Source organism: Bradyrhizobium sp. NBAIM08, from assembly GCF_020193935.1.
Lineage (GTDB): Bacteria > Pseudomonadota > Alphaproteobacteria > Rhizobiales > Xanthobacteraceae > Bradyrhizobium > Bradyrhizobium yuanmingense.
This window is the reverse complement of sequence record NZ_JADYVR010000020.1, coordinates 37,412-62,520: the sequence shown is the minus strand read 5'-3', so window position 1 is coordinate 62,520 and position 25,109 is coordinate 37,412. Positions and strand designations below refer to the sequence as shown.

General features: G+C 58.7%; 19 protein-coding genes and 1 pseudogene. 18 read left to right on the top strand and 2 right to left on the bottom strand.

Annotation, left to right across the window (positions count from 1 at the left end):
- The first annotated feature begins 3 nt into the window (after nucleotides 1-3).
- From I6F37_RS36150 to I6F37_RS36065, 18 genes are all read left to right on the top strand, one after another.
- Nucleotides 4-996: an ABC transporter permease gene (locus I6F37_RS36150; RefSeq protein ID WP_225129793.1), complete on the top strand. Its 993-nt coding sequence runs from the start codon at nucleotides 4-6 to the stop codon at nucleotides 994-996.
- A complete protein-coding gene (locus tag I6F37_RS36145; protein ID WP_225147993.1) occupies nucleotides 993-2,567 on the top strand; it encodes an ATP-binding cassette domain-containing protein in 1,575 nt (524 codons plus the stop codon). Before I6F37_RS36150 ends, I6F37_RS36145 begins: the two co-directional genes overlap by 4 nt.
- Nucleotides 2,564-3,346: an ABC transporter permease gene (locus I6F37_RS36140; protein WP_225129789.1), complete on the top strand. Its 783-nt coding sequence runs from the start codon at nucleotides 2,564-2,566 to the stop codon at nucleotides 3,344-3,346. Before I6F37_RS36145 ends, I6F37_RS36140 begins: the two co-directional genes overlap by 4 nt.
- A gap of 16 nt (nucleotides 3,347-3,362) precedes the next feature.
- Entirely contained in the window at nucleotides 3,363-4,322 is a 960-nt protein-coding gene (locus I6F37_RS36135) for a sugar phosphate isomerase/epimerase (RefSeq protein WP_225129788.1), read from the top strand.
- Between the two features lie 354 nt (nucleotides 4,323-4,676).
- Nucleotides 4,677-5,396, top strand: a complete 720-nt coding sequence (locus tag I6F37_RS36130; protein ID WP_225129786.1) for a Crp/Fnr family transcriptional regulator — start codon at nucleotides 4,677-4,679, stop codon at nucleotides 5,394-5,396.
- 462 nt (nucleotides 5,397-5,858) lie between these two features.
- Nucleotides 5,859-7,379, top strand: a complete 1,521-nt coding sequence (locus tag I6F37_RS36125) for a porin (protein WP_225129784.1) — start codon at nucleotides 5,859-5,861, stop codon at nucleotides 7,377-7,379.
- A gap of 310 nt (nucleotides 7,380-7,689) precedes the next feature.
- Complete coding sequence (locus I6F37_RS36120; RefSeq protein WP_225129782.1) at nucleotides 7,690-8,676, top strand: DMT family transporter; 987 nt, start codon at nucleotides 7,690-7,692, stop codon at nucleotides 8,674-8,676.
- A gap of 1,389 nt (nucleotides 8,677-10,065) precedes the next feature.
- The gene (locus I6F37_RS36115) at nucleotides 10,066-10,425 is read left to right on the top strand and encodes a hypothetical protein (protein WP_225129780.1); all 360 of its coding nucleotides are present in this window, start codon (nucleotides 10,066-10,068) and stop codon (nucleotides 10,423-10,425) included.
- 37 nt (nucleotides 10,426-10,462) lie between these two features.
- On the top strand, nucleotides 10,463-11,926 hold the full coding sequence (locus tag I6F37_RS36110) for a trehalose-6-phosphate synthase (protein ID WP_225129779.1): 1,464 nt from the start codon (nucleotides 10,463-10,465) through the stop codon (nucleotides 11,924-11,926).
- Between the two features lie 1,150 nt (nucleotides 11,927-13,076).
- Nucleotides 13,077-13,562 (top strand): hypothetical protein, encoded by a 486-nt coding sequence (locus I6F37_RS36105; RefSeq protein WP_225129777.1) that lies wholly within the window; start codon nucleotides 13,077-13,079, stop codon nucleotides 13,560-13,562.
- Nucleotides 13,563-13,684: 122 nt separating this feature from the next.
- Nucleotides 13,685-14,353, top strand: coding sequence for a hypothetical protein (locus tag I6F37_RS36100; RefSeq protein ID WP_225129775.1), 669 nt, complete (start codon nucleotides 13,685-13,687; stop codon nucleotides 14,351-14,353).
- Nucleotides 14,350-15,174: a prolyl oligopeptidase family serine peptidase gene (locus tag I6F37_RS36095; RefSeq protein ID WP_225129773.1), complete on the top strand. Its 825-nt coding sequence runs from the start codon at nucleotides 14,350-14,352 to the stop codon at nucleotides 15,172-15,174. Before I6F37_RS36100 ends, I6F37_RS36095 begins: the two co-directional genes overlap by 4 nt.
- A 726-nt stretch (nucleotides 15,175-15,900) precedes the next feature.
- On the top strand, nucleotides 15,901-16,107 hold the full coding sequence (locus I6F37_RS36090; RefSeq protein WP_122406874.1) for a cold-shock protein: 207 nt from the start codon (nucleotides 15,901-15,903) through the stop codon (nucleotides 16,105-16,107).
- 1,108 nt (nucleotides 16,108-17,215) lie between these two features.
- Nucleotides 17,216-19,348 carry a prolyl oligopeptidase family protein gene (locus I6F37_RS36085; protein ID WP_225129771.1) on the top strand — a complete coding sequence of 711 codons (2,133 nt, stop codon included), beginning with the start codon at nucleotides 17,216-17,218 and terminating at the stop codon, nucleotides 19,346-19,348.
- A 37-nt stretch (nucleotides 19,349-19,385) separates the two neighbouring features.
- Complete coding sequence (locus I6F37_RS36080) at nucleotides 19,386-20,120, top strand: aspartate/glutamate racemase family protein (protein WP_225129769.1); 735 nt, start codon at nucleotides 19,386-19,388, stop codon at nucleotides 20,118-20,120.
- Nucleotides 20,121-20,721: 601 nt separating this feature from the next.
- Nucleotides 20,722-20,988, top strand: coding sequence for a helix-turn-helix domain-containing protein (locus tag I6F37_RS36075; protein WP_225129829.1), 267 nt, complete (start codon nucleotides 20,722-20,724; stop codon nucleotides 20,986-20,988).
- Nucleotides 20,963-22,252: a type II toxin-antitoxin system HipA family toxin gene (locus I6F37_RS36070; RefSeq protein WP_225129767.1), complete on the top strand. Its 1,290-nt coding sequence runs from the start codon at nucleotides 20,963-20,965 to the stop codon at nucleotides 22,250-22,252. Before I6F37_RS36075 ends, I6F37_RS36070 begins: the two co-directional genes overlap by 26 nt.
- 10 nt (nucleotides 22,253-22,262) lie before the next feature.
- Nucleotides 22,263-22,424: a hypothetical protein gene (locus I6F37_RS36065; protein ID WP_225129765.1), complete on the top strand. Its 162-nt coding sequence runs from the start codon at nucleotides 22,263-22,265 to the stop codon at nucleotides 22,422-22,424.
- A 593-nt stretch (nucleotides 22,425-23,017) separates the two neighbouring features.
- Here I6F37_RS36065 and I6F37_RS36060 read toward each other — a convergent pair.
- Nucleotides 23,018-23,626, bottom strand: a pseudogene (locus tag I6F37_RS36060) (DDE-type integrase/transposase/recombinase); the annotation flags it as partial.
- A gap of 521 nt (nucleotides 23,627-24,147) precedes the next feature.
- The gene (locus I6F37_RS36055; protein WP_225154040.1) at nucleotides 24,148-24,441 is read right to left on the bottom strand and encodes a hypothetical protein; all 294 of its coding nucleotides are present in this window, start codon (nucleotides 24,439-24,441) and stop codon (nucleotides 24,148-24,150) included.
- Between the last annotated feature and the right edge of the window lie 668 nt (nucleotides 24,442-25,109).

Below are 25,109 nucleotides of genomic sequence, written 5' to 3'. Positions count from 1 at the left end.
CCCGTGCAAGTGCTGACACCATTTCACGCCGCGCCTGAGCGCGTGCATTCAAAGCGTGCCAAAGCGTGGCTGCTGTTGCGTGGCATCCTCACACGTGTTGCCATTCTTATCGGCGCATCCGCCCTGATCTTTCTCGGAACGGCAGTCATTCCGGGGGATTTTGTCACAGAGTTGCTGGGCCAGGACTACACTCCCGAGCTCGCTCAACGCATGCGCGCTGACCTCGGCCTCGATCGTGGCCTTGTGGAACGCTTCGTCCTCTGGCTCTGCGCCTTCTTGACCGGCGATCTTGGCCGCTCGTTTACGACCCGCACCGGCGTCTGGGAAGTTGTCGAGCCTCGCCTCGAAAACACCCTCGCCCTCGCTGCCGTGACGTTTCTGTGGTTTCCGGTCGCGATCGCGGCAGGGCTTGGAGTGTTCATGACTGGCCGACGCACGCAGCATTTCTTCAGGCTCGTAGCGCAAATTGTCATCTGCACGCCGGAATTCCTAATCGCCTATATCTTCATCTATGTGTTTGCCGTGGAGCTTAGGCTTTTACCTGCGGTTTCCCGCATTTCGCAGGGACAGCCTTTCCTGGACCAGCTCCGTCTCCTCGTTCTGCCGAGCGCTTGTCTCGGTGTCGGCATGGTCGCCTATGTCGGGCGGATGGTGCTCGCGCTGCTCGCCACGGAGGAACGCAAGGATTACTTCGAGTTTGCCCGGCTCAAAGGCTTTGGCCGGGGCGAAACTGCGCTGCGTTATGCATTGCCTGCGATTACACCATCGATCCTCAATCTCGCACTGACTTATTGCGCCTATCTGCTGACGGGCGTGCTCGTGATCGAAGTCGTGTTCGGCTTTGCGGGGCTTGGTGACCTTACTGTGTCCTCTGTTGTGTGGCGCGATATCCCCGTACTGCAGTTCTGCGCGATGCTGATTACCGGCATCTATATGCTGCTCTATTCATTGTCCGATCTCGTGAGCGGTCGCTTCGTCGCGAGGACTGCGCTGTGACAGAGGTGCTGCGGATACGTGATCTCACAGTAGAAATCGCAAGCTCGGACAGCGCCGTGAACCGGATCGGCGCGCTTAGTGCCACTTTCACGGGCGGTCGCCTCTATTCCGTCATAGGTCCCTCGGGCATCGGTAAGACGAGCCTGTGCCTGGCCCTTATCGGCTGGCAGCGTCCCAATCTCCGTATCACGGGTGGCGATACCTCGTTTCTGGGGCGATCACTCACCGGAATGGCTCCCCCTGATCGGCAGGCGCTTTGGGGGCGGGACATCCTCTACATTCCCCAGTCGTCTGCCACGACTCTCGTTTCAAGCCGTGGCGTGGTCGATCAACTCGCGGCCTTCCCCGGGGACACGAGCTCGCAACGCATTGAGCGCAGGCATCTGCTTCGCAGCGCCTTCGATCGCCTCGATATTCCGGGGTTCAACGAGAACCGCTATCCGCACCAATATAGCGGCGGCCAGCTCCAGCGCATTCTCGTCTCTAGCTTGTTCTGCGCTGCACCGCGCCTCGTCATGCTGGATGAACCGACGAGTTCGCTCCAGCCGGCACTGAAGAGCACGGTTATGACTGCCATCAAAGCGCGTATCCAAGAGATCGGCGCTGCAGCCATAGTGGTGACCCACGAGCTCGCTTTTTTCGAAGCCTTGTCGGATGGAACTATCGACCTTGCTAGGCATCTGAAGCGACCGCTTCCCACCCAAGCGGCCACTTCCCGCCAAAAAGACCGCAACAGCATAAGGGCGCTCGCCCCAGAAGACCGTCCTACTCCTCTCGACTCGAACACGGGCGAATCACCGCCGCGGCATGCTGTGCCGCTCCGTGTCGACCGACTGAGTGTGCATGCGCCAAGCGGGCGTTCGCTTGTCGCCGATGTCTCGTTTTCGCTGGGCGCTGGCAGCTGCATCGGTCTCGTCGGCCCGTCCGGCGCAGGCAAGACGACAGTTCTTCGTGCACTTCTTGGTCAGCACCGTGACTCCTCGGGGGAGATCTTGGTCGGAGGGCGCCGTCTACCTCTGCACTATTCGGCCCGCACAACCGCCGAGAAGCGTGTTTTCGAGTACGTCCCTCAGTCGGTTCGGTTGCACCTCAACCCGGCGCTGACGATTGCCTATCTGATCGGCCGCAGATTGCGTCAGGCGGGGGAGGCCGGCAACTCAAACGGGGCTGCAGAGGTTCTCGACTCGATTTTTCTTCCGACCAGTTATCTGCCCAAGCTCCTGTCAGAGCTTTCGGGCGGGGAATGCCAACGGCTTGGGATCGCCTTGGCTCTTGCGTCGCGGCCACGCATTCTTCTCCTCGACGAGGTGACGGCCTCGCTCGACTCTGCCAATGGCGCTCTTGTCGTGGAGCTTCTGCGCAAAGTACGTGATCATCGTTCGGTCAGCATGCTCTTCGTTTCACATCAACCGGACATGGTGGCGCGGCTCGCTGATGAAGTGGTCGAAATGCGTGCCGGACGCGTGCTCTCCTCTGTGATCAGCGTCGACGCGGCATCGCCTCCCACGACGTTCCCGAACTCGGCGAGCGCTTTCGAGCCGGCGCATTCTGTTGGACGGGGCCGCACATGAGGATTGCCGTTTTCGCGATCTTTTCGCTTGTTCTCTTCATGGCACCATCTTTGATTGACGCGCGATGGACGGAGCGTTACGGCGCCGAGCGGTTCGAGCCACCATCCGCGGCACACATTCTTGGAACCGATCACCTCGGGCGAGATCTATTCGCCGAGACACTCGCGGCTGGCCGTGAGACTATGCTCATTTCCGTGACTGCGGCATTCGTCGCCTTTGGTCTCGGCCTCGGCCTCGCGGTGCTCACGGGCCTGTCGAGAGGTTTCGGCGGCTCGGTGCTCGCCCGATCGATGGATGCGCTGATCGCGATCCCGGGTCTGATCGTCGCCTTCGTGCTGATCGCGGCCCTCGGATCGAGTACGTCCAGCCTGATCGCCGTCATCATCGTCGTCGAATTCTGCCGTGTGTTCCGATCCCTGCGCACGCCCGTCGCTCAGGTGATTGCGCAGCCGTTCGTGGAGCTCTCGCGCATTCGCGGAGAGGGCATCGGCTACCTCGTCTTTCGTGACGTCTGGCCAAATATACGGGCCTATGCAGCCGTAGAACTCATCAACCGCTTCGTGTCGTGCCTGATGTTCCTGAGCGCGCTCAGCGTGTTGGGCCTCGGTGTGCAGCCTCCGGCAAGCGATTGGGGCACACTCATCAAACTCAATGCGGCGGGTCTTCTTCTCGGATCGCCTGCGCCAATTCTTCCTGGCCTATTCATCCTTACTACCTCGCTGCTTGCCCTTTGGGCTGTCGGCGAGGAGCGTCTCACCGCGTCCCGCAACCGACCCTGACACTTCGAAACCGGACATGACCAAGCTGTTCTTGCACTCTTACGGCCTGCGCTATCACTATCGTCACAAACCTGGCTTCGACGTTTTCTCATTGATCGATATCGCGGCCGAACTCGGGTTCGACGGGATCAACGTATCAGCTCACCTACCGGGCTATATTGAAATCTCCGGACGCGGACGCGATCACCTTCGGAAGGTACGACGCCATCTCGATCACCGCGGGCTACTCATCGACATCGAGACCCGCGGGACGGAGGTCGCCCATCTAAGCGATTGCCTCGCCATGGCCGCTGACGTCGGAGCTGGATACCTCAGGACCTTCACGACAGGTGCGCCGGATCGCCGCCATCGCGTGAGTGAGGCCAAGAGGAATTTATCTCAGCTCACTCCGATAGCCGAGCGGGTCGGCATTCCAATTCTCCTGGAGAACCACGAAGATTTGTGCGGCGCCGAGGTCGCGGAGATCCTCACATCGGTCAATAGCGCTTGGATCCGCGCGTTGTTCGATTACGTCAATTCGATGCTCTTCTTTGAGCATCCCTGTGATGCCCTCGAGGCGATGGAGCCCTGGGTATGCTCCGCACATCTAAAGGATTGCGTGCTATTACCCCCTGTGCGTCAGGGGGAGGAGGGGACCCTGCTCGGTGTGCCGATCGGTTCCGGCGTTGCACCTGTCGCAGAGCTGACGCAAAAGCTCGCAAGGCTCGGGCTCGACCGCATCTGCTTCGAGAACACGTGGTCTTATCGCGCCCCGCTGCGCGACCGACGCGGCACGGGCGAGCCTGGAGAATCCATTTTTGGTTGGGCAAATCTCCGGGAACTGCCCGCTGAGTGGATGATTAATGCCGCCGAAATGGCGCAGTCGGCCCCTGGAAAGGTGGTTGAGCTGGAGATGCAAGCTCTCGATCAATCCCTCTGCTGGCTTAGAAAACTGTCGATCGGCGCCGGCCTGACGAGGTCGGGTGCGAAGGCATAGCGCACCGGATGCCCGCGGGCGCGCAGGAGACGTCGCCGATCAGTGATGGTTCTGTGCGGGCCGTCGATGGGTTCACGATCATTCAGAACGTGCTCGAAGGCGTGGACGGATGGCGACAGAAGTGTGGAGTTCGACATGTCTCTGGACGACGGCGCCGGCCCAAGTGTGGGGCCCATCTGTTTCGTGGCCGGGCTTGCTCTGCACGCCTGTAGGCGGAAACCAGCGGATCGTCCTTATCTCGTAGTTTAAGAACTCCCGTCGGTTCATACCTAACTCGCGTTGGACGATGTGACCCAAGAGCAGAGCAGTCTATCGATGCTTCCGCGCCCTGGCAGCTGCGTCGTGCGGGCAAGTATGCGGTCCTTTGTCAAAAATGCGATCCTGGCGAGGCTGCCTCTCCAGGATCTCGCAGCAATAGGGCAGTGTCTTGAGCCTATCGTTCTGGGAGAACGCATCGTTCTGCAAGAGCCGAAAAGGAATGTTGATTACGTCTATTTCATAGAGTCGGGGCTCGTATCGCTAAGGATTGTCACCTCCGGCATTATCCTTGAAACGGCGGTAATAGGATTTCGGGGAGCGGTCGGCGCTTCGGTTCTATTGGGAGGTCATCTTTCGACGCATCAATCTGTCGTGCTTTTTCCTGGAACCGCTCTCAGGATCCGCGTCAAAGATTTGCGTCAGCTGATGAACGAGCGTCCGCAAATCCGGGAACAGCTATCTCGCTACGTCGACGCGCTATCATTGCATTGCGCTCAGACAGGATTTTGTGGCGTTTGGCACCATCGCGAAAAGCGGCTCGCGAGCTGGCTCTGTCTATCGAGTGACTCAGCTGACACTCATGTTCTTCCAGTTACCCATGACTACCTTTCGTCCGTCTTGGGATTGCCTCGTCCGGGGATAACCGAGACCCTGAACAAGTTTGCTGAACAGCGTCTTATTCGCAAGGTGCGCGGCGTGTTGCGGATCGATGAACGCAAGTGCCTCGAGCAAAGGGCATGCACTTGTTACAAGCTTGTTTCCGAAGCGTATGCCTCCTTGGGATCCGCAATTGCAGCGAAAGAGTCGACCAACTAAAACAAGTGCAGCCAATTTCGGCTTCGCCTCTTCTGTTCAATTTGTAAACGACTTGTACGGCAGGTGTCGCCTGGAGGTGCGCATGCATATGCCTCGGCTAATGCTTTCACGGCGTTCAGCTCTAATCTCATTGAGGCGCAAGATGCGTTGCTATGAAGCATACGTTCTTAGCCGATTGCAGTCCGAAGCATACCGTTGTGAGACGATTAGAGCACACCTGCCAGAGCGAGCGTGAAGGTTCGTCTGTTTCCTACACAGTTTCCGCGCCGATAACGAGGGTGATCTGACATCATAGCGATGCGAGCTGCGGAATGGTCCGCGCCGCGACGTTCACTGGTTCAATCAGTCAGGTGGCGTTCGAATAGAGCCCTTTCTGTCGAAAGTGATTGGGGGGCGAAGGTGATGGTCTCTTCGGTGCGCCTTGCTGGCCGCCTTTGAGATGGTACAGTTTAGAGGCCAGTTATGAAGTTCGTGGAGAAGTTTTTGTTCGGTTCGGCGGTCGGTCTGATCGCCGTGGTCGAGGCGCATGCAACCGATCTTCCCTGGAAGGCCAGGCCAATCGAGTACGTGAAGATTTGCTCGTTGTATGGGGCCGGCTTCTATTACATTCCCGGCACCGATACGTGCATCAAATTGGGCGGGTATCTGCGCGTTGAAACCACACTGAACACGAGCGGCCACTATGACATGCCCAGCAGCGGCGTCCCTGGGGCTCGTAATCGCCTGACGGACTATTACAGTACACGTTCTCGCGAATATCTTTCTATCGATACACGCACTGCGACCGAGTATGGTGTAGTGCGCACCTTCTTCGATGGCGCCTTTACCTGGACCACAGGTACCTATGCCGGCGTGGGTACAACTGGCGTGAATGGTTCGACAGCGTATACGTCGTCACTCGGTTCTGCGGTTGGCGCTGGTTCCCTTGGTGTCTACGACGCCTTTATCCAGTTCGCTGGGTTCACTTTCGGCAAGGCGGCTTCGCAGTTCAGCTCGCCTTGGACGGGATATCCCGGAAACAACATCGAACTGCCTGGCGGCGGCGGCTGGGAGCCCGTGAACCAGTTCACTTACACCGCTGACCTCGGTCAAGGAGTCACGGCTTCGTTCTCAGTCCAGGATCAAGTCGCCAATTACACGAGCAATGTCTGGAACGTGAGTGGTGCGACAGCCAGCGGTCTAGCCGTCGGCGCATACGGTGCCAACGACATCGGCGGTTCGCGCACACCAGACCTTGTCGGTATGGTGCGCGTTGACCAGGCTTGGGGCCTCTTTCAGGCGTCGGTTGCTGCACATGACAACCATGCTGCATATTATGGCGCATCCGAAGTCACCGGCAATCCGAGTGACAAGTGGGGCTGGGCCGGTCAGTTGGCATTGTCCATCAAGAACGTCCCGACGGGGCCGGGTGACACCGTCAACATCCAAGGCGTGTATACGAGCGGCGCGAGCCGCTACAACTTCGATAGCTATAAGTCGACCACCTACGCGATGTATGGTGGCACCGGACTTTCGGGAGCCTACCAAAGCATCGGGCTTGCTGGCATCTCTGACTCTGTGTTCATAACTGGCGCCGGCCAGGAGTTGACCACGAGCTACGGCTTTAACGGCGCGTACACCCACAATTGGGATCCTCATTGGAGTAGTGCCATCTACGGTGCGTGGACGGCTGTGCGGTACAACAACACGGCCAAGGGCTACGTCTGTGGCACGTTCGTCACGTCCCTCGCGTTGTCAAGCGGCGGTTCCGGCTGTAATCCCGATTTCAACTATGCCGTTCTTGGTACAGTTACGCGTTGGACTCCCGTCAGGAATCTGACTTTCTCGGCTGAACTCTCCTACATGGTGCTCGACCAGAAGTACGCGAGCGGAAGCACTGTGACGCTGCCGCAGCAAGCCAATATCGCTAAGCCGGGTACTGTGTACGAACTCAAGGATCAGAATAGACTGACGTTGCTGCTGCGCGCTCAGCGCAACTGGTAGATCTTGCGAACTAGGGAAAGGAGAAAAGTAACGGCTCCATAGATCAGCGTTAAACACCCAAGAAGGCTTTCGGCATGTCCGCCGGAAGCCTTCCAACTAGACGCGATGATCCGACACGAGATCGTGAGTCCACATTAGTTCCAGCGAGGTAGGCGAGCCTAGCCGCGAAACATGCTTTCAGCCGAGGACACTACAAATGTTGATGCGTTGGAATGCTCGCGGAGCGGCACTGAAGCTCGTATGTTCTTGACGTGGTTCCCACGCCGATGACGAACGCGACCTGCGAACGCAACCATGCTTACGCGGACTTATGGGCGCCGAGATGTTCGCTGGCTTTTCCAATCGTTTCGCCAACATAGCCGATCCTGAGCGATCATTTAACAACAAAACTATCGCTGGGAGGATTCCAGGCGTGAAAAGTGTCAAGAAGGTTCTTGTACAGGCCGGGCTTGTTTTGGCCTGGAGCTCAGGTTTCATCGGTGCACGGATGATCAATGGCGGAGAATCGGTTTACCTGGTCCTCTTCTGGAGGTTCGCAATAGCTGCAGTCATATTCTCTCCATGGCTGGGCTTGACATTGATCCGAGGGGTGGCGCTCCGCGACGTTGCGAACCAAAGCTGTCTTGGCTTCTTAGCAATGTTCTGCTCCACCACCTTTGCAGTAAAGGCCGTCGCAACAGGCCTGCCTCCTGGAACGGCAGCATTGATAAGTGCATTGCAGCCTCTTGCAACGACAATTTGCGCTGGGCCTGTATTAGGCGAGAAGATTTCTGCCAGAAAGTGGCTGGGGTCCTTGATTGCTCTTGCAGGCGTAGCACTTGCAACGGGAGGGCCAACAGGGCATGCCCCGCTTTCGGCGTATGGATTGGCGGTAGCAGCTAGTCTATGTCTGGTGTTGGCGACGCTTATTTCAAAGCTGAGTTCCAACTCTATGTCCATTTTTCCTGCATTAGCAGTACAAAGCGCGGTCTCAGCGCTTTGTATGCTCCCCTTCGCCGTTCTGGATGGAAGACTCGCTCCTCACATGACGGCGCAATTTGCCACTGTCGTCCTGTGGTTCGTAATTATCTCAACCGCCGTGGGTTATGGACTTTACTGGTTCTGCCTACGGGAAAATGCGGCGAGTGAAGTTGCAACGCTGATCTATCTTACTCCCGTGATTACGGCGGCCTGGGCGTACGTTGTGTTTGGCGAGCCGACGACAATGAAGGCAACTCTCGGATATTTTGTGTGCGTGATAGGTATAGCTATAGGAACCAGCGCGTTCACAACCAAACTAAACTTAAGCAAAAAGTGAGATTGCCGGTTTTCCAAATAATCGATTTCTCAATTCACGCTTCCGCCGCCGCGTGGGAAGAACTTCGGGCCATCCGCCAGTGCCCCTGGAACGAATAGCGCGGTTCCCAAGTTGCTGGACGGCGAGGCTAAGCTGGATCAAAATTACTCACGCCGGGCTCTCCTTTGTGAAGGTGCACTCCGCGATCAGCAGATCTTCGCTGGTGTTGATTTCGGAGCATAGCATCTGAGGTCGTCGCGACGTGCCGCTGTCACCTGTAGGACACGCTTTCCACTGGCTAAACAAGAAGCTAGTCGGTGTAGTCCTGCCCAGCACGGGACCTCATTATATAGTCCGGCGCTGGAACGATCATCGTGCTGAGGGTTGTCGCTGAAAATTGTAGCAGGTTCATGGTCTTGAAAAGTCCTCGGCGTTCGCGCTCCGGTCAAAGGTGGTGTATCCCTTCTTCGGACGAAGCCGAAGCAATCGATCAATTTGCCCAGTCTTTTCGCCGGCAGACGCCGGCCGAGCTATTCGCGCGGCAATGGCTAGTGCCATACTTCGTGCGTTTTCCTGGCAAGTGCCCGGAATTCGAGTGATCTGAACCCGACCATTTATCTCAACCTTGTCGTGCGATGTGCTCCCACTGGAGGAGCACGTGCTCAAAGACACACGCTTAGGCCGTTAAGCCCGACAACTGACCTCTCGAACGTAGTTCGGCTGTTTCCGGAATTCGAAGCTGCCGCCCAGCCGGCTTCGCAATCCGAATCCGCCTGGGCAACAACCCGCAACGTCGACCAGGAAGCCGTCGCCGGTGTCGAGAACTGGCAACAACTGCCATAGCGGCGCAGGCTGTCCGGCAGCAGGCGGCGAGGCCGCCGGTTAATGATCGCCATCTGTCCGTCGCACGGCAACCAATTGTTGCACCGACGACGATCGTGCGGTTCACCTCTGCGTTAGCTGTAGATCACGACCAGGCGCGATGCCGCACTTGCGACCTTTCTTTGCGATGCCCCAACATGATGATCGGATTCTCAGCAGCACCAAGCTGGCACCGTAGGCGATGTGGAGATGACTCCTATGCGAAAGAGTGCCACGGGACGAGGGCATCTGGTGCGCTCCACAGCTGCACATGAATGGCCATGCGCACCACCATTCCTGCGATGAGCGGAAGAACGTCCAAGGACACTTCGAAGGATCGACCACTTGACCACGCAAATCTTGTCATCAGCACCGTGGCTGGCCGCACAAAGTGCGTCTGATTAGCGGGGGGCGGCTGGAGAGTGATGCGCGGTGCTGGTCATCCAGAACCTTCGATCCTGCTATCTAGCTCGGCGACCGGTCAGCTTTCGGAAAGCTAGACCCGGCATCCTAGCGTAGTGGAAAGTTGCGGCCAAAGGGAGTTACGAGATGGTTCGAATCCATGACGCGCTCGATACCGCAACGGTGGATTCCGGCGGTACATCAGGCGCAACCCAGGAAGATGAAACCTCAGCCCAAGCGGCCTTCGCCCTGCACCTCGACGAGATACCGTTGGAGCAGGAGCAAGAAGGAGGTGCAGGTCCTTCTCATGCTGTTGCCTCGGGCGACGCGGAGCATCGCTCGGTAAACCAGCAACCCGACATGAAGCTGGTCGTGATTTCGAACCGCGGCGCGCCGTTCGACCCCAATAAACCCCAGACCGGCGGACTTGCCGCAGCCCTCGAGTCGGTCGTCGAACGTTCCGGCGCGGTCTGGATGTTCTCCTCGGAGAATCGGCGACGGGACTGAGCGGCCCCTGCCACTCGTGAAGGCTGGCGAAGGCCATGTGGCCGAACTCGATCTTCCGGCCGCGCACCATCGCGGCTACTATCGAGATTATTCGAATTCAACCTTGTGGCCGGTATTACACTCCCTGTCCGACCGGATGTCGCGCGCGGAAGAGGGATACGACAGCTATCGACAGATGAACAACTTCATCGCGCGTGCGGCGTTCGACTTGCGGGATCGGGACGCATTCTGGGTGCATGATTATCACTTGCTCCCGCTCGGGGGCGATCTGCAAAAGCTCGGCATCGAGCGGCCGACCGGCTTCTTTCTGCACACGCCGTGGCCGACGCCCGACATGATAGAGCGAGTACCCAATCATCGCGAACTGATGAAGTCGATGCTGGAATACGATCTGCTCGGCTTTCAGACGAACCGGGATCTGAACAATTTCTCGGCCTGCCTGCGAACCTATTTCGGGCTGGAGAGCAAGGATGGCGTCGTGACCACGGAACGTGGGCAGTCGCGACTTCAAAAATTCCCAATCGGTATCGATCCCAGGCAGTTCGCAGAGTATCTTTCGGCAGAGCTCTCGCCCGCAGAGCAAGAAAAAATCTCGTCATTATTGCAAAACTTTGAGGGCGCGAGGTTTGCGATCGGCGTGGACCGCCTAGACTACACGAAAGGTATCGACAAACGCGTCGAAGCATTTAACCAACTATTGGCGGTCGAGCCGGGCAGCATATCGCTGTTGCAGATCGCGCCGTCCTCGCGCGCCGACGTCGACGAGTATCGAAAGTACAAGGAGGACGTGGAGAATGCGATCAACCATGTCAATGCCGAGCATGGCACAGAGGAGTGGAGGCCGATCCACTACACGAATGACCCGTTCAGCCAGGCTGCACTCGCGCGTCTTTACCGCGCGGCACATGTAGGTGTCATCACGCCGCTGCGGGACGGCATGAATCTGGTAGCGAAAGAATATGTTGCTGCCCAAGATCCGAAGGATCCCGGCGTTCTGGTACTATCGAAGTTTGCTGGGGCGGCTGAAGACTTCAACGAGGACGAGGCGCTGCTGGTGGATCCAAACCATCCCGAAGAAATCGCAGCCGCCATTTCGAAAGCGGCCAATATGCCGCTTGAGGAGCGTGTCAGGCGCTGGCGGTCGATGATGGATAAGATCGAATCCTATACCATCCACGACTGGTCGGCGGACTACCTCCGGGAGCTGGACAAGAGCCGCATCACCGTTCCGGCTGATCAGTTCCACCATCTCGGTCTCGGATGGACCAACGAGGCTCAAATGCCCCTGTACCAAAACTATGCCGCGGCGCTGACCGCCTATAACGACATCGATCCCGCTGATGCCGCTTTGAAGGAGGCTGCCTATGCAGACGTGAAGTTGGCCTTTGTGGCTTTAGCGGCTCCACTGAAGCATACACAGGACAGACTCTGGGATCTGCCGGCGCCGGCAGCTTCACGCGATGGTCATCACGGACAAGAGTTCGGTGCCAGCGAGGACTGACCGCGAAAAGCATAGCACGGCGGATGAGGCTTCTATAGCAGGACGGAGGAGCAATCCAGGGCGATGACGCGGTTCTTGCGCGCGGCGCAGGGCCGCAGGAAATCAAGACATCATGCGAGTGGTCCATGATCAGAAGGGGGCGATGCAGTCAACTCAGGTTGTATCTCTAAACGACGCTGATGCGGGTGGTGGCGGCGGCAGCCGGCGCGCTGCTGCCCGTTGATCGTTCCGCCCGGAAAGCGGCGCTTGTTCTGGGCCGCAACAGCACCGTTACGGAACAGTTCGCACTGAGGGTTGCACTAGCCTTGAACCAGCCCGGGTGATCTGGTCGGAGCGGGCGTTCTCGACCGAAAATCTCGCCCTTGATCTCGTTTGTGCAATAGGGCTTCGATGAGGATCACGGCTCGTGCGTCGGTCCCCGCCGGGTGGATCAGGATCGTTTAAGCTGGACCGTAGCTCCCTCAATTGCTGCTCATGCCCAGCTTCATTTCGCCGTTGCGCCGAAGAACCTGATCTGGTGCTTGTACTTGTTGTTGATTGTTGGCTCAATCTCAAGACGTAGCGTAACTAGCCCGTTTCTAGGGCGTTTTTACTCTCTTCGCTCGAGCGCAATCCTCTCGACAATCAGTCAACGAACCGAGCTATCGGCTTGACTTGTGGGTTTCGCGAGGACAAAGCTCGTCCAAATCGGCAACGCTTGCAGTCAACGACCAGGAGGTCGCCATGCATACCACCCTTGCCGATGTCGATCTGGCTTCTGATCAATGCGCTGCTCTTCGTGGGGATGATGCCCGTCGACAAGTCTGCCCGGTGACGCCAGCGAGAAGGCGCAAGCTCATATGCGGAGGAAAGCAGCATCGCTGCGTCCCGGTTTTTGACGCTGGCGCTGTCTGGCAGGCGCTTCGCCGACCCGCTGTGATGTCCGCTTGGCAAGCAATGTCGGCAACCGAACAGGGTCGTGCAGCTCCGAACGGCTGAAACTCACGACTCTTTAGCCGGCACGCAGCTTGCAATAAGGGGGCGCGACACAGCGTAAGCCGCGCTACGTCATGCGCTTGCGTGCTTTCCGCCGCTTCTGCTTGACGCGCCAGGGCCCGCGACTGTGGCCACTCGACCTCGGCCGGAGCAAGTCCCTGACGAAATCACTCCTATGCGCCACGTTGCTTTCGATTGCCTGCGCACGGCGCTTTCACACAAGCGAACGGATGCGGCGGTGACTGATGACCCATTCCTTTGGCTCGAGGAGATTGAAGGGCCAAGCGCGTTGGCTTGGGTTCGCGCCGAGAACGAGAAGACGCTCGGGGTACTCCAGTCGGATCCTCACTATCGGCGCTTCTACGAACAGGCGCTCTCCATCCTGCAGTCCAACGATCAAATCGCAGATGTTCGATCGGAAGAGCGCGGTTTGGAGAGTTTCTGGCGAGACGAGGACCACATACGCGGCGTCTGGCGGCGCACCACGCCTGAGAGCGATCGTAGTCAAGATCCAACGTGGGAGACCATCCTCGACGTGGACGCCTTGGCAGTCGCCGAGAAAAGAAACTGGGTCTTTCAAGGTGCGAACTGCCTTCCGCCTGAACAGCGCCTCTGCCTGATTAGTCTTTCCGATGGCGGCAAGGATGCCGCGTCCATATGAGAGTTCGACTGCGACGCCAAAACCTTCGTTGCGGATGGCTTTTATCTCCCAGAGGGCAAGCAGACGTCAGCTGGGTCGATGGTGACACACTCCTTGTTGCACGGGAGTGCGGTGAGGGGACTTTGACGCAAGCCGGCTACCCCTTTGTGGTGAAGGAGCTCAAACGCGCTCAGCCGCTCAGTGAGGCTCGCGAGATGTTTCGTGGCGAGCCCACCGACGTTCTGACGTCCCCCTTCGTGCTTCGTGACAGCGAGGGCAATATTCATGCGACCGGCGCGGGCCGCGCGATCAGCTCTTTTGAGTTCGAGTATGTGGTCTTTCGCCCCGACGGACCCGTCAAGCTCAATCTGCCGACGAAGGCCGCGATGAATGGCCTAGCGGGTGGTCGCCTGCTTGTAACGCTTGATGAAGATTGGACGCCGCCGGGCGATATCAGCTTCACCGCCGGATCGCTGATCTCGTATGACCTCAACGAATGGAAACAGGATCCGCTGCGCGCCAGACCATCGCTTGTTTTCCAACCTGGGCCCCGCCAGGCCCTGAGCGGGTGGGGCGCCACAAAGAATTTGTTGATACTGACGATCCTTGAGAACGTTCAGAGCAAAGCGTTCGTTTATAAGTACGATCGGGGAGCTTGGTCGGCGGCGTCGATCCCGCTACCGGAACATGCATATGTCAGCCTGTCAGGCATCTCCGATGAAGCGGACCAGGCCATGTTCACCGTCTCGAGCTATCTCAGCCAACCTCAGTCTGGTATTTTGATGCCGAAAGCAAAAACCTTAAGGAATTGAAGACGACACCGGCTGCCCTCGATGCGTCCAATCATGTCGTGGAGCAGCTCGAAGCCACTTCGCGCGATGGCACGTCAATTCCCTATTCTCTGGTACGGCCGAAAAACGCAAGGTTTGACGGCACAATTCCGACACTTCTCTATGGCTATGGCGGTGTCCTGGAGTCGCTTCTGCCCTCTTATCTGGGACCGGTCGGGCGGCTCTGGCTCGAACAGGGCAATGCCTATGTCGTGGCGAACCTGCGCGGGGGCGGCGAGTTTGGTCCAGAATGGCACCAAGCGGCGCAGGGAGCAACGAAGCAGACGACATGGGATGATTTCATTGCCGTTGCAGAGGACCTGATCCGCCGCAAGATCACGAGTCCACGCCGGCTAGGAGTCATTGGCGGCAGCCATGGCGGCCTGCTCGTTGGCGCTGCAATCACCGAACGTCCCGAGCTCTTCAACGCGGCGATCATCCAGGTGCCGCTGCTTGATATGCTTCGATACACCAAACTGGGCGCCGGCACCGCCTGGATCGGCGAGTACGGTGATCCCGCCATTGCCGAGCAGCGTGCGTGGATCGAACGCTACTCGCCCTACCAGAAGCTGGTCGCGGGCAACACCTATCCTGCTCCCTTAATTCTTACCTCCACCAAGGACGACCGCGCGCATCCAACGCATGGCCGCAAAGCTGCCGCGAAGCTCGCCGGGCTGGGCCAGCCTTACTTCTATTACGAGAACATCGACGGGGGACACAGCGCCGCGGCCATTCTCATGGAAGATGCGCGTCAACTGGCTCTTGAATACACCTATGCATCGAGGCGGCTTTGTTCTGAGTAAAGTCGGTGGACGGGCTGATCGAAGCAGACAAATAGAGACCATCGGTTATCTCAACCTCTTCACGGTGCTCAGCTGAATTCATCGAACCCAAGGCGAGAGGCTGATGAACCGCCGGCGGCGCGAGGAAGTTCGTCAGTAGTTACCGTTTTGAACAAGCTCCACAGTTGCCGAGCGGGTTTGCTGGCTTCCCAAATACAACATGACGAGCGGATAACTTGCCAAATGCGCTTTATTCAGGATTGTCTCGGCAGACCCTGCTCGTTCGATGGGACTCGACGTGCGGTTGACATCCGAAGGCGAACAGCCAAAGCGCAGCCCTGCGGGCCGTCTTCAAAGCACGTCAGGTAGCTTCAATACAGGCATGCGCGGATTGACAATCCTGCTCTAGGCTGCGCAAAGGAGTTCACGACCGCCCTGTTGTTCAACGTCGATGAAAACGATCCGCCGGCTCAGGATGAGCGCGGCATGTTCGAGGCTCCGCAAGCCTTCTGTAAGCCGGTCGCGCACGACGAGTGAGGCGAAGGTCAAACGTCATCTGGGCAGAAGCCTTGAGGCGAACTGTCGTCGACGTCAGGACGCTTTAGTCGCTTGCACAATGCGGCCTCAGCTAGACCACGCGGTGAAAAACGAGCACGTGACTAGCGCAGCGACTCGTCTCTTGCCGACCCTCTTGATGGCCGGGAGACTCTTCGCTAGATCACAACGGTTCACTATGGAGATGCTGCCGTGGCAATGGGTATTGTGAAGTGGTTCAACTCGACCAAAGGTTATGGCTTCATCAGGCCTGAGGACGGAAGTCCCGATGTCTTCGTGCACATCAGTGCCGTCGAAAAAGCCGGTTACACCACTCTCGAAGAGGGGGCCCGGGTAAGTTATCAGCTCAAGGCCGGGCGTTCGGGTAAGATGTCAGCTGAGGATCTCCGGGTTGGCTGATCCGACTCGCCTCCGGAAACTGCTCTCTGCAAAGCGGGTTCTCGCACCCCGTCGGGCGATGCCTTTGACGGCGCGCTGGGCGTTTGGCCTTTCTACGGTCGGGGGCGGCGGTCTTGCGGACCGGATCGCGCCGGCCCGGCGCGGTCTTACAATCAGGATCATCGGGGTATCCGAAAGGGCTTCTTCCGCCCAACGTTCGACGAACCGCTCCAACACGCAAACTCTAAAATCCCGGTCGATCAGAACTATCAGGATCGGCTGATGGAAGTCATGAGAACGGCGATCTAGCTGGAAGCCTGGAAAACCTTATCCCCACTCCGGCACTTAACTTCTAAGCCTTCAATCGGAATTCGCAGATGTAGAGCGAGATCGCCCGCGCCAGTACTCGTCAGCATCATACAAAGGCGCGCGGCTGGCCCGACACGGCACGCGTTGGGGTGGTGCCGTTACATGGAATTGATCGGCAATTATCTCCGGTGGATCGCGTACGCGTGTCCTTTATCTCAGGCGCAAAAGCACAGCGCATCCCGAAATCCCTGCGCTTGGAGGAGATAGATAAATTGGCCCTCACTTCACGTTGCCTTTCAGCGTCCCAATGAAATTAAGCTGGTAGTGTCGTGTTGCGACATCCTCAAATCGGCGTTCGCAGGTGTGCCATGAACACGGCCTTTTCCTGGCGGCGATTTGGCTACTGCTAAACGAGCTCTTCTTTGTCGCACGATGCCCGCTCGCAAATCAGGCCGCCAACACTCAGGCCGCTAAGAGCTCACACGCCCTCTGTCCGAACGCAAGCGAGAAGCAGCCCCGCCGCAATTTCGCACTGCTGATGCGGTTCCGCGGTCGAACCGGCGGCCTCAAAGGGTGATGCCGAAACGTTACTCGGCGGACACCTGATTGTCACTTCAGAGCCAATGTCGGGAAACTGGCATGGCGATGCGGCACGATGCGGCGGAAACCTGCTGTTTGTCGGCGGCATGCTGCTTGCACAGATCGAGCTGCGAGTGGCGCGACACAGCGCGTGCACGGTCGCAACACGAATTTCGCTACCTTCGCCCACACGCAAGAACTTGTGGGCTCGGCCTGCGTGCCTGGTCCGAGGATAAGCCAAATGAAGAAGTCCCTTCTGCGCGCCGCGTTGCTCTCGATGATGTGTTTCACGGTCGCGCTGCTCCATGGGCAGTCTGGTGCGACTCCAGTGGACGATCCGTTCCTCTGGCTCGAGGAGGTCGAGGGACCGCGCGCATTGGCCTGGGCACAGGCCGAGAACGAAAAGACGCTCGGCTTGCTGCAATCGGATCCTCGCTACGATCGCTTTTACCGGGACGCGCTGACGATCCTCCAGGCAAAAGACCGGATTCCGTTCGTTTCGCTGCAACGGCAAGGTCTCGAAAATTTCTGGCAAGACGAGAGCCATGTGCGCGGCATCTGGCGGCGCACTACGCTTGAGAGCTACCGCGGCCAGGATCCCCGATGGGAGACCATCCTGGACATTGACGCGCTCGCTCTCGCCGAGAACAAGAACTGGGTCTACAAGGGTCGCAGCTGCCTTGGGCGGCGCTGCCTCGTCAAACTCTCCGACGGTGGCAAGGACGCCGTGTCGATACGCGAGTTCGACAGCGAAGCCAAAAGCTTTGTTGCAGGTGGATTCCAACTGCCCGAGGGCAAGCAGAGCGTCAGCTGGATTGATCGTGACACCGTCCTTGTTGCACGTGATTGGGGCGAGGGGACCGCGACCGAGGCCGGCTTCCCTTTCGTGTTGAAGGAACTCAAGCGCGCTCAGCCGCTCGATCAGGCGCGCGAAGTCTTTCGCGGCCAGCACACCGACTTCAGGACCTTGCCGTTTGTGCTTGGTGAAGGGTGGATGGATGTAACCGGCGTGGTCCGTCAAATCAACGGCTTCGAGCGGCAGTATGTGCTGTTCGGGCCCGCCGGGCCGATCGAGCTCGATCTGCCGAAGAAGGCCTTGATCGTCGGCATCGCGAGTGGCCGGCTGCTTGTGAGACTGGACGAAGACTGGATCCGCTCCGGCGATACCAGCTTCAAGGCTGGCTCAATGATCTCGTATGATTTGGCCGAATGGAAGCAGCATCCGCTGCGTGCGAAACCCTCTGTCGTTTTCCAGCCGAACTGCCGGCAGGCACTCAGCGGATTTGGCAGCACCAGGAATTTCCTGGTCCTGACCATTCTTGATAACCTTCAAAGCAAGGCGTTCGTCTACAGGTACGATCAAGGTGCCTGGCTTGCCACACCAGTCCCGCTGCCGAAGAATGCGACCGTAAGCCTATCAGCCACTTCCGCGCAAAACGATGAAACGACATTTACCGTCTCTAACTATCTCACGCCAACATCGCTTTGGTACTTTGATGTCGAAAGCAAACGGCTCGAGCTTTTGAAGACGGCACCTGCGACGTTCGACGCATCGAAGCATGTCGTGGAGCAGCTCGAGGCGACTTCGCGCGATGGCACGCGGATCCCGTACTTTCTGGTGCGGCCCAGGAGCGCCAGATTTGACGGCTCGACCCCGACGCTTCTCTATGGTTATGGCGGGTTTCAGATTCCGCTTCTCCCCTCCTATGGAGGAGCTTTGGGTCGGCTATGGCTCGAACAGGGCAATGCGTACGTCGTTGCCAACCTGCGGGGAGGCGGCGAGTTCGGTCCACTATGGCACCGGGCTGGCCAGGGAGCAACGAAGCAAAAGACATGGGATGATTTTATCGCGGTCGCCGACGATCTGATCCGTCGGAAAGTCACAAGTCCGCACCGGCTCGGCGTGATCGGCGGCAGCCAAGGGGGCCTGCTGGTTGGCGCCGCAATAACCCAGCGCCCCGAGCTTTTCAACGCGGCGATCATAGGGGCGCCGCTGTTCGACATGCTTCGATTCACCTACTTGGGCGCGGGCGCGTCCTGGACCGCCGAGTATGGCGACCCGGCCATTCCCGAACAACGAGAGTGGATCGAAGCCTACTCGCCGTACCAAATGCTGGTACCGGGCAAGACCTACCCGGAGCCTTTCATTTTTACCTCCACCAAGGACGACCGCGTGCATCCTGCGCACGGCCGTAAGGCCGCCGCGAAGCTCGCTGCGCTCGGCCAATCTTATTTTTACTTTGAGAACATCGATGGGGGGCACAGCACTGCCGCAAATCTCATCGAACGTGCACGCCGGCTGGCTCTGGAATACACTTATGCATCCAGGCGGCTTTGCAACAACGCCGAGATTTTGCCGCCGAAAGCGCGGTAAACCTGTGCCACCTTCGCAATGAAGTGGAGATCTCAAAGTGCAGCGGACGATTGGGCTGATCGGAGGGATGAGCTGGGAAAGCACGGCCATCTATTACAAGGAAATCAATGAAATCGTCCGTCAGCGCCGCGGCGGTCTCGCCTCGGCAGACATCTTGCTGCGCTCGGTTGACTTCGGCTATATCGTCACCCTTCAGAACGCAGGAGATTGGAAGCAAGCCGCGGCTTATTTAACGAGGATAGCCCGGCAGTTGGTTGACGCGGGCGCCAGCTGCATCCTGATCTGCACCAATACGATGCATGTGATTGCCGACATTGTTGCTGCCGAGCTGAGTGTGCCGCTCATCCACATCGTCGATGTGACCGCTGCGGCTCTTCTCGCTGCTTCCTTCAAGCGACCACTGTTGCTTGCGACGCGCTATACGATGGAGCAGCCGTTCTATTGTGATCGCCTGCGGCAGCGCTTCGGCCTTTCACCTGTCATACCGGGGGAGGGCGAGCGGAGCCGGATCCACAATGTCATCTTCGATGACCTGTGCTGCGGCACTGTTTCTGATCTGTCGCGCCAGGAAGTTATCGACATGATCGCGCGCGGTCGTACACGGGGCGCCGACGCCGTTATCCTCGGCTGCACGGAGATTGGGCTTCTCATCGGCCCGGAACATTCAGAATTACCGGTGTTCGATTCGGCGAGGCTGCACGCCACAGCGGCAGCTGATTTTGCTGAGGGTAAGCTGTCAGTTGGTGCCGTCTCCATAAACGCGCAGCGATGATCGTCTTGCCGATCGACACTTGATCTTGTCCTCGGTGATGCCGACCTCGGCCTTAGCCGGGGTCCCAACGCCATGGCGGGCAGCGCGGTCGCGCAATGCAATTGTCAGCTTGTGGCAAGATCAAACCGGCGTCCCGATCACGATGAGCTGCCGCCGCCTACAACATCGCCGAGATCGTTGTGGGGCCGGCAGCGCCGCTCGACACCGAGCGGACGCTAAGGAACATGCTTCGCTCGACGGAGATTAGCGCGGATTTTCCCGCCGGTCGTCTCGATTCTCCTTTTCAAGGAACCCAGTGCTCGGGGAGCAGAATTCCCGACCGGTAACTTTTTGGGCCGCTCACCGTTGGCTTGAGGTAAATGTTCCCGCCCGGTAACTTTATCCTTTCTTTCCATTGGAATGGTAACAAAAGTTCCTGATCGGTAACTTTTTCCTGGACATTTGCTGTTTCAACCCATAAAGTTCCCGTTCGGTAACTTATAACGAGAGAGCTATGAACAAGCCTCCAAACGGCACTCCCCCCTCGGGCGGAAACGAGGCTCCTGGCGAGACCGGTGTCGCCCGCCAAGCCGCCGAGTTCGCTGCAGCATTCGGTCGCCTCATCCAGAAAGAACGCAAACGCCAGGGCCTCCGGCAGGACGAGCTGGCCATGGTGAGCGGGACAGGAAAGCGCTTCATCGTCGACCTCGAGGCCGGAAAAAGCACCTGTCAGCTCGGGCGCAGCCTGCACGTGGCAAACGTGCTCGGGCTGCGCATCGAGGATGTTCTCAGGGATGCCCAAGCCCGCCGCGCGAACACTTCCGAGACACCGGACATTCCCGACAGCGACGAGGAGGAGCCTCATGGACCGTCTTCCGGTCTACTTTGAGACGCGAGAGGTCGGCTGGATCACGGCCGCCGACGAAGCGTCAGGCTTCACCTATGCCGAATCCTGGCGCGGGCTGACCGGCGCCTTCCCTGTGTCGCTCACCATGCCGCTCTCGCGGGCGTCGTACGATGCCTCGGTAATTCTGCCATGGGCGGCAAATCTGCTGCCGGAGAACGCAACTCTCGGGACCGTAGGTCATATGCTCGGCAAGTCGCCGGCCGATGTCATCGGTCTTCTTGCCGAGATGGGCCGCGACACCGCCGGCGCGCTCTCCGTCGGACAGCCTGGCACCGGGCTGATCGCCGGCAAATGGCGAGAGATCCCCGACAAGGCCTCCCTCGAGCGCATCCTCAATGAGCTACCCCACAAGCCCTTCCTCGTCGGCGAAGATGGCGTGTCGATGTCGCTTGCCGGTGTGCAGACGAAGCTCGCCGTCGCTCTGGATGGCGACACCCTGTACATACCGATCGACGGCGCGCCATCGACCCACATCATCAAGCCCGATGGCGAGCGCTTGCCTGGCGCCGTCCAGAACGAGGCATTCTGCCTGACGCTCGCGCGCATGATCGGAATCCCGACGCCGAAGGTGACGACCGGGACGGCAGGCGAACGTACCTACCTGCTGGTTGAGCGCTATGACCGGCGTCATGAGGGCAAGAGATGGCGGCGGCTGCATCAGGAGGACTTCTGCCAAGCCCTGGGCCGACCGCCAGCTGCCAAATACCAGAACAACGATAGAGGCCTAAAAGGACCATCATTGGCCGACATGGTCGGCGTGACCCAGCGCCACATGACAGCACAGGAGACCGCCCGCTTCGTCGATCTTGCAATCTTCAATCCGATGGTTTGGAACACGGATTCTCACGCCAAAAATTACTCGTTGATGCTATCGGCGCGCGGCGCCGCCATGGCGCCAGGCTACGATATCGTCTGTGCGGCGCCATATCCGAAGATCACCCGCAACATGGCGCAGAAGATCGGCGGGCAGAAGCAGGCTGACCAGCTCGGACGCAACCACTGGGAGCGCTTCGCCACCGACTGCAAGCTCTCTCCAGCGCAGACGATCCGGCGCGTCTCCGAGATTGCTCAGGCCGTGACGCAACATGCAATGGCGGCCAAGGCCGCGGTCGAAGCCATGCCTGCCGGCGGCGATCCCGTCCTGGACACAGTGGTCGAGGCGGTGATTTCGCGCGCACGCGGCTACCTAGAGCGCCTGAAGCAAGCGGAGCCAGCGCCGGAAGGCGCAGCAGCCCCATCGCCCTAGGAATAGACGCATGTGGCGAGAAAGCCGAGCCCGCCTGCCTCACCGCCGGAAAACGTGGCTGCACTGCGCTCAAGGCTTCCGGGGGGAGGTGCCCGACGATTTTCCGCACAAGGATACGATTATCGCACTCGAGGCGCTGCTCGAAATCGACAACAAAGATTTCACCCAGTAGGCCCCGATCTTCCGCATCGCTTATGTAGCTTGGCGCGGCGCGCAGGATAGCAAGATGTCTGCTCCCGGCACGATATTCGCGACGTGGCGCGCGAAACCGCAAACGGCGGTTAATCGCAAGGCTATGATGCGTGCCGATCGAGTGGCAGACGCCAGGCTACGGCGAGCTTCGTGCTGATGGTCGTAGCCTTCTTCGCCATCAAAGAGACGAACTCGGCAAGCCGCCGCGCCTCATGCTGGTAGTTGTCTCCAAATCCTTGTCTCCAAACGCTTGGCCCGCTCGCGTTGCGAATCGCGCAGTGGTCATTGGATGCGTACCAGCGGCGGCAGGGTCAGTGTGCGAGTCTTTGGATTTCTACCTCGTCAAAGATGCCGCTTACGACATGGCTCTCGCTTCGGAGTTGGCCGATCTCTGACAAAGTCGCGCCGGACCGGAGAAGCTCGCCAGCAAGGCGGTGTCGGAAGATATGGACCATGCAGCGGCGGACATATGACCTTACGTTCAATGGACCACAGGGGTACCGACATTGCGATTTTTCCCAGCATGAATTTTCCAGCGCCCACAAGCCCGGACGTTCTTGACGGGCATCATTGAGATCGAAAAAGAGGTTCGTTGAGCAGCTCATCGCGCATCCCACCATTGAAGCTGTCCATGAAACCATTCTGCATTGGCTTTCCTGGCGCGATGAAGTGCCAGTCGATAACCGGTCCTTGCTCCAGGCCAGCATGGCGTTGCCGGTGAACTCGGCGCCATGGTCAGACACGATCAGTCCTGGCTTGCCGCGTCGTGCGACGATCGCCGTCAGTTCGCGGGCGACGCGCCGTCCCGAGATCGATGTATCCGGAATGGCGCCAGACATTCCTTAGTCACGTCATCGACGATGTCGAGGATGCGGAAGCGCTGCGTGTTGGCGAACTGGTCGTGGACGAAGTCCAGCGACCAGCGAGCACTGGGCTGACCTTCATCAGCATATCGGGGGCTCGTCGCTTGCGGACAGTGAGCCATCCTCCCGGCAAACCCGGTAGATCCGGTTGAGCCTCCCGCCGCAGCAAGTCGAACGGCCGGCGGTATCCGAAATGCAGCCCATCGTTGGCGCGATCGCGCAATCGACCGGGCCGAGGCGTGTCTGGAGGGCGGCTGAAGCTGTAGCGGATCATCGTCCGATCAGCGCTGACGCGCGAACAGGCCCGCCGCTCCCCGAGAGAACGCCGCCCAATGTGCTGAGGTCTTCGCGCGCTACCAGCTGATCTCTGATCCGGCCGCTGACGCGCGATCGCTTCTGTACCCGCGGCCGGATCACCGGCCTCTGATCGCGTTAGGCGAGCCGTTTACGGATATCGAGCTGCACGCCTTCGCGCGATATGGATCGCAGTCGCGCTTAAAGGCTTAAACAATCCAGGACGCCCAGCCCTGGTGAGGTGGGGCACTTGCTATAGGTGTCCCGTCCATTTGGCGTCAGTGGAAAGGTTGAGCGCGCTACCGAGGAGTGACGCACGCGGATTCCTTCGTGCGCGGAGGAATTCTTACAGCGCGACCGCACCGTAATTGTACGGAGTTCACTTGGCATTTAGATACCGATAATTTGACCCTCGCCGGGGCTGGAATTTCATCCCGAAGTCGATTGCAACCGGCAAAGGGGTCGCTAAAGGGCGACCCCTTTTCGATTGTATCGCGCTGTTCGACTTCTTCGAGTCGCACATCACCGCCTGAAAACAAGGGGCGCTCACTCGCGATCGGCCTGCACGCGCATCCATTCCAATCTGATATCGATAAATCCCAAATTGGTATTAGCGTGATCATTGGCGGCGATGGCGTACCTGCAGTACCGCATGGGTACATCGATGCAGTTGATTTCTTCGATGAACTCCAGCGCGAAATGATGAAATTCGCTTGATATCTGCGGTGCCTGGCAGAAATTGACGAATTTTCCTCTTCGTGACGAGGTAAGTTTCCGTTCTGGACGGTGTCCGGCCGACGGGCCCGGGTCCAGATCAAGACTCAAGCCGAATGAGCTCACGCAGCAGCAGCTTTCGATCGATGCCGAGCAGCGAGGCTGCTTCGGATGCTCCGTACCAGAGTTTCTGACTCCGGAGTTGCAGAAGATGAAGTTGGGGGATCGTCGCGAAGGCTTTAAGTCTCTCCGAGGAGCGACAACTGGAAGTGATCGGGTACCTCGGCAATTCGGCTCGCTGCGATCGGGTTCCGTGAGAGTGACCAAAGTTGGTCGTCTCCAAAGCGATAGCTCCGATTCTTTGAACGAGCCGCGTGAATTGTGGGTTCGTTTTCGCGCTTGCACTTCCACTGCACAAGCTCGGAGCCCCGTTTGGCTACGACAACGAATCGGCTGTAATCGGGTCGATTTCTAAGGGGCCGAAAAGCAGTGCGATCCTATTGCATTGGTTACCACAAGGCCCGCGACTACTCTCCGGCCACGGCGGCGCTCCATGTTTTTAGCGATAATTCCATCGCGCGGCAGGATTGCTGCCTTCCGCAGTGAAGAGCCTCTTTACCATTATGGCGGCGTCTTACGTTGCGACGAGGCGGCAGTATCGACTACGAAGTCGATGTCGCAGCGGCCTGTCTTGGGCCGGTCTGACAACCAAAGTCGTCATCTGACGAAGGTCCTGGGCGGATAAACCGCGGTTGCGGCACGGTGTGTGTTCCCAGCCGATCGCCGCATTTGCG

Excerpts from the sequence above, each read along its gene's own strand:
- I6F37_RS36140 (WP_225129789.1), top strand. The coding sequence starts at position 2,564 with ATGAGGATTGCCGTTTTCGCGATCTTTTCGCTTGTTCTCTTCATGGCA.
- I6F37_RS36135 (WP_225129788.1), top strand. The coding sequence starts at position 3,363 with ATGACCAAGCTGTTCTTGCACTCTTACGGCCTGCGCTATCACTATCGT.
- I6F37_RS36130 (WP_225129786.1), top strand. The coding sequence starts at position 4,677 with ATGCGGTCCTTTGTCAAAAATGCGATCCTGGCGAGGCTGCCTCTCCAG.
- I6F37_RS36125 (WP_225129784.1), top strand. The coding sequence starts at position 5,859 with ATGAAGTTCGTGGAGAAGTTTTTGTTCGGTTCGGCGGTCGGTCTGATC.
- I6F37_RS36120 (WP_225129782.1), top strand. The coding sequence starts at position 7,690 with ATGGGCGCCGAGATGTTCGCTGGCTTTTCCAATCGTTTCGCCAACATA.
- I6F37_RS36115 (WP_225129780.1), top strand. The coding sequence starts at position 10,066 with ATGGTTCGAATCCATGACGCGCTCGATACCGCAACGGTGGATTCCGGC.
- I6F37_RS36105 (WP_225129777.1), top strand. The coding sequence starts at position 13,077 with ATGCGCCACGTTGCTTTCGATTGCCTGCGCACGGCGCTTTCACACAAG.
- I6F37_RS36085 (WP_225129771.1), top strand. The coding sequence starts at position 17,216 with ATGAAGAAGTCCCTTCTGCGCGCCGCGTTGCTCTCGATGATGTGTTTC.
- I6F37_RS36070 (WP_225129767.1), top strand. The coding sequence starts at position 20,963 with ATGGACCGTCTTCCGGTCTACTTTGAGACGCGAGAGGTCGGCTGGATC.
- I6F37_RS36065 (WP_225129765.1), top strand. The coding sequence starts at position 22,263 with ATGTGGCGAGAAAGCCGAGCCCGCCTGCCTCACCGCCGGAAAACGTGG.